We start from the raw sequence: 3,360 nt of genomic DNA on the forward strand, positions 1-3,360 counted from the left end.
ATTATATAGTATTTTTTTTACCAGCCTCCGCTCGAACCTCCTCCCGAGAAGCCTCCGCCGCCAAATCCACCACCGAATCCGCCGCCTCCGCCGCCAAACCCTCCGCCAGAGGATCCTCCGCCAAAACCTCCCCGTCCGCCACTTCCAAGACTGCTGAGAACTAGGATGTCCAGTAAACTTGGTCCTCGACCACCACGGTTTCCTGAATTCCCGCCACCACCACCTTTGTTTTTAGAAATAAGGACAAGGATGATTACGATAATAATAACGAAGGGTAAAATAGGGAAACTTTTTCCTTTGGTCTTCTGTTTTCTTTCTCCTTTGTATTTGCCTTTAAAAACGTCTATTAAAGCATCTGTTCCTTTGTCAAGACCATTGTAGTAACTCCCGGATTTGAATTCAGGCGTAATAATATTTCTAATTATTTCACCGCCAATTCCCGCAGTTAGGCGATCCTCAAGACCGTAACCAGGATTAATTGCTATTTTTCTTTCCGCTTTTGCCACCAGAATTATAACACCGTTGTCTTCTTTTGCTTGACCGATTCCCCAAGTTTGAGCCCATCGAGTGGCCAACTGGCTTACATCTTCGCCTTTTAGGCTTTCAATGGTAATAACTACTATTTGTGTAGTAGTGGAGTCAGAATATTTGATTAACTTTTCCTCTAATTGGAGTTTTTCGGTTGAACTAAGAACATTAGCATAATCGTAAACTGAAGTAGCTAAATTTGGTTTGTCAGGTATTGTAAATTGTGCGAAACTTATTTGTGCAATAAATAAAAACACAAGTAGGCTTAAGGAAGTTAGGGTATTCTTTTTTTGTAAAATCATTCTCCTTTTGATATTTCGTTTGATAATTCATTCGTATCATCTTCTGACCAAGGAAAATGTTTTTTTAATTGTTCTCCAGCGATTATAATTCCATCAATGAGCCCCTGTTTGAAATTTCCATTTTTAAAATGAGCTACCATAGCATCCTTGGTACTGTCCCAAAAATCATTTTCAACAACATCATTGATTCCTTCGTCACCACAAATCACAAAGGTTTTGTCTTCCACGGCAAGGTAAATTAATACTCCATTTTTTAGTTCAGTTTCGTCCATTTTTAATTCATGAAAAACTTCTAAAGCACGATCATAGGCGTCTAATTTTGTTGTTTTTTCTAAATGAACTCGAATCTCTCCAGAGGTGTTTTTTTCGGCCACGCAAATAGCATCAACAATTTCTTGTTCTTCTTCTTGGGTTAAAAAAGTGTCTGTTTTTGACATAAGTTTGTTTTTTTTGTAATTATTTTAGAAAATTAATGAACGACACAAGCGGTTAAAATTTAAAACCAATAAGAAGGTAATCTGTATTAATTCTCAATGTTTTAAGTTCCATCTTAGCTTACTATTTTTTTATAAGAATAGTAAGGTCTTTCTATTCTGCCGTTCCTAAATTCTAAAGTGGTATCAGTTTTATAGTTTATTTAGAACTGGACTTCAACCGGTGTTTCAGCACCTGCAACAGCTTCGAAATAAGGTTTTTCCTTAAATCCAAACATACCTGCAAAGACAGAGTTTGGGAAAATTTTGATATGATTATTGTATGGTTTGACTGCTTCGTTAAAACGCGTTCTGGCCGTAAGAATTTGATTTTCGGTACTGGCTAATTCATCCTGTAATTTCAAGAAATTTTGGTTTGCCTTCAATTCCGGATAACGTTCTACGCTAACTAGTAATCTGGATAAAGAGCTACTTACACCGCTTTGTGCTTTATTAAATTCAGTTAATTGCTCTGGACTGATATTTGTAGGATCAATTGTCACTGCAGTTGCTTTGGCACGCGCTTCAATCACAGCAGTTAAAGTACTTTTTTCGAATTCAGCAGCTCCTTTTACGGTATTCACTAAGTTTCCAATTAAGTCATTTCTTCTTTGATAGGAAGTTTGAACGTTACCCCAAGCTTCATTAATACCCTGTTCATACCCAACAGCGTTATTATTTATTCCTTTAACATAACTGTACATACCTATTATAAATACGGCTCCAATAATCCAAGGTAAAAATTTTTTAAAATCCATTTTTCTATTTAATTTAGTGTTTATAATCTGAAATCTTCAATTATTGTGTAAAAACCATCAATTTAAAGTTGATTTTTAATATTTGTCAATTGTGTTCTTATGGTCTCTAACTTTCGAATAATTTCAAATTTATCCAATGTTTTTTTTTGTCCTTCTTTCAAATGGGTTTTTGCTCCTTCTAATGTGAAGCCTCTTTCTTTTACCAGATGATAAATGAGTTGTAGGTTTTTGATGTCTTCAGGAGTAAACATCCTGTTTCCCTTAGCGTTTTTCTTGGGCTTAAGAATATCAAATTCGCTATCCCAAAAACGAATCAGAGAAGCATTTACAGCAAAAGCTTTGGCGATTTCACCAATGCTGTAATATCTTTTGTCGGGTTGTAGCTCTATATGCATTAGTCTAATGATTGATTCTCTTGGTTCGCTAATTTTGAAATGGCCACATATTCCACTGCGGAAATGTTTCCGTAATAAAAATTGAGCGGATTAACTACTTTGCCGTCTTTGTGTACCTCATAATGTAAATGGGGACCTTCAGATCTACCGGTACTTCCGACATAACCTATAACATCTCCTCGTTTTACTCTTTGTCCCGCTTTGACATTGTATTTGCTTAGATGACCATATAAAGTCTCGTATCCATAACCATGCCTAATAACAATATGATTTCCGTAACCCGAAGCCCTGTTGTCTGCTTGTGCTACAACACCGTCGCCAGTTGCAAAAATCGGAGTGCCTACCTTAGCTGTAAAGTCCATGCCTTCATGCATTTTACGGGCTTTGGTAAATGGATCTGTCCGATATCCAAAACCAGAAGCCATTCGTTTTAAATTTTCGTTCCTGACAGGCTGAATGGCAGGAATGGCAGACAATAATTTGTTTTTAGCTTTTGCCAGTTTTAGAATGTAATCCAGCGACTTTGATTGTATTGCCAATTCTTTAGCAAGAACATCTACTCTTTTAGTGGTGTTAAGTACCAGTTGCGTATTGTCGTAACCCTTTAAAGCAGCATATCTATCTTCGCCACCAAAACCTGATTTGCGTTCTTCTTTAGGTATTGGAGAGGTATTGAAATAGGTTCGGTATAGATTATTGTCCCGGTCTTCAATAGCTTCAATTACATTGTCAAGCTGATTTATTTTTTTGTCTAAAACAGCATAATTCAATTTTAAATTTTCATTTTCACGAATTAACAGCCGGTCTTTGGGCGTGTCGAAATAAGGCGTGTTTAATAAAATCAAAAATATAAGAGAGCCAAATAATCCCGAAGCCAATAAAAATAAGACCGCAAAACCAAATT

5 protein-coding genes are annotated in these 3,360 nt (G+C 36.4%); all 5 read right to left on the minus strand.

The annotated features are described in order from the left end of the window. Positions 1–17: 17 nt before the first annotated feature. Positions 18–830, minus strand: a complete 813-nt coding sequence (locus A3SG_RS0117955) for a TPM domain-containing protein (protein WP_016991374.1) — start codon at positions 828–830, stop codon at positions 18–20. Next, positions 827–1,267: a TPM domain-containing protein gene (locus tag A3SG_RS0117960; protein WP_016991376.1), complete on the minus strand. Its 441-nt coding sequence runs from the start codon at positions 1,265–1,267 to the stop codon at positions 827–829. Before A3SG_RS0117960 ends, A3SG_RS0117955 begins: the two co-directional genes overlap by 4 nt. Before the next feature lie 200 nt (positions 1,268–1,467). Then, positions 1,468–2,061: a LemA family protein gene (locus A3SG_RS0117965; RefSeq protein ID WP_016991377.1), complete on the minus strand. Its 594-nt coding sequence runs from the start codon at positions 2,059–2,061 to the stop codon at positions 1,468–1,470. A gap of 62 nt (positions 2,062–2,123) precedes the next feature. Continuing rightward, on the minus strand, positions 2,124–2,456 hold the full coding sequence (locus tag A3SG_RS0117970; RefSeq protein ID WP_016991378.1) for a MerR family transcriptional regulator: 333 nt from the start codon (positions 2,454–2,456) through the stop codon (positions 2,124–2,126). Further along, the coding region (locus tag A3SG_RS0117975) for a M23 family metallopeptidase (RefSeq protein WP_016991379.1) at positions 2,456–3,360 on the minus strand (905 nt) is incomplete at its 5' end. The genes A3SG_RS0117975 and A3SG_RS0117970, both read right to left, overlap by 1 nt.

It is taken from the genome of Flavobacterium sp. ACAM 123, assembly GCF_000264055.1.
Classification (GTDB): Bacteria; Bacteroidota; Bacteroidia; order Flavobacteriales; family Flavobacteriaceae; genus Flavobacterium.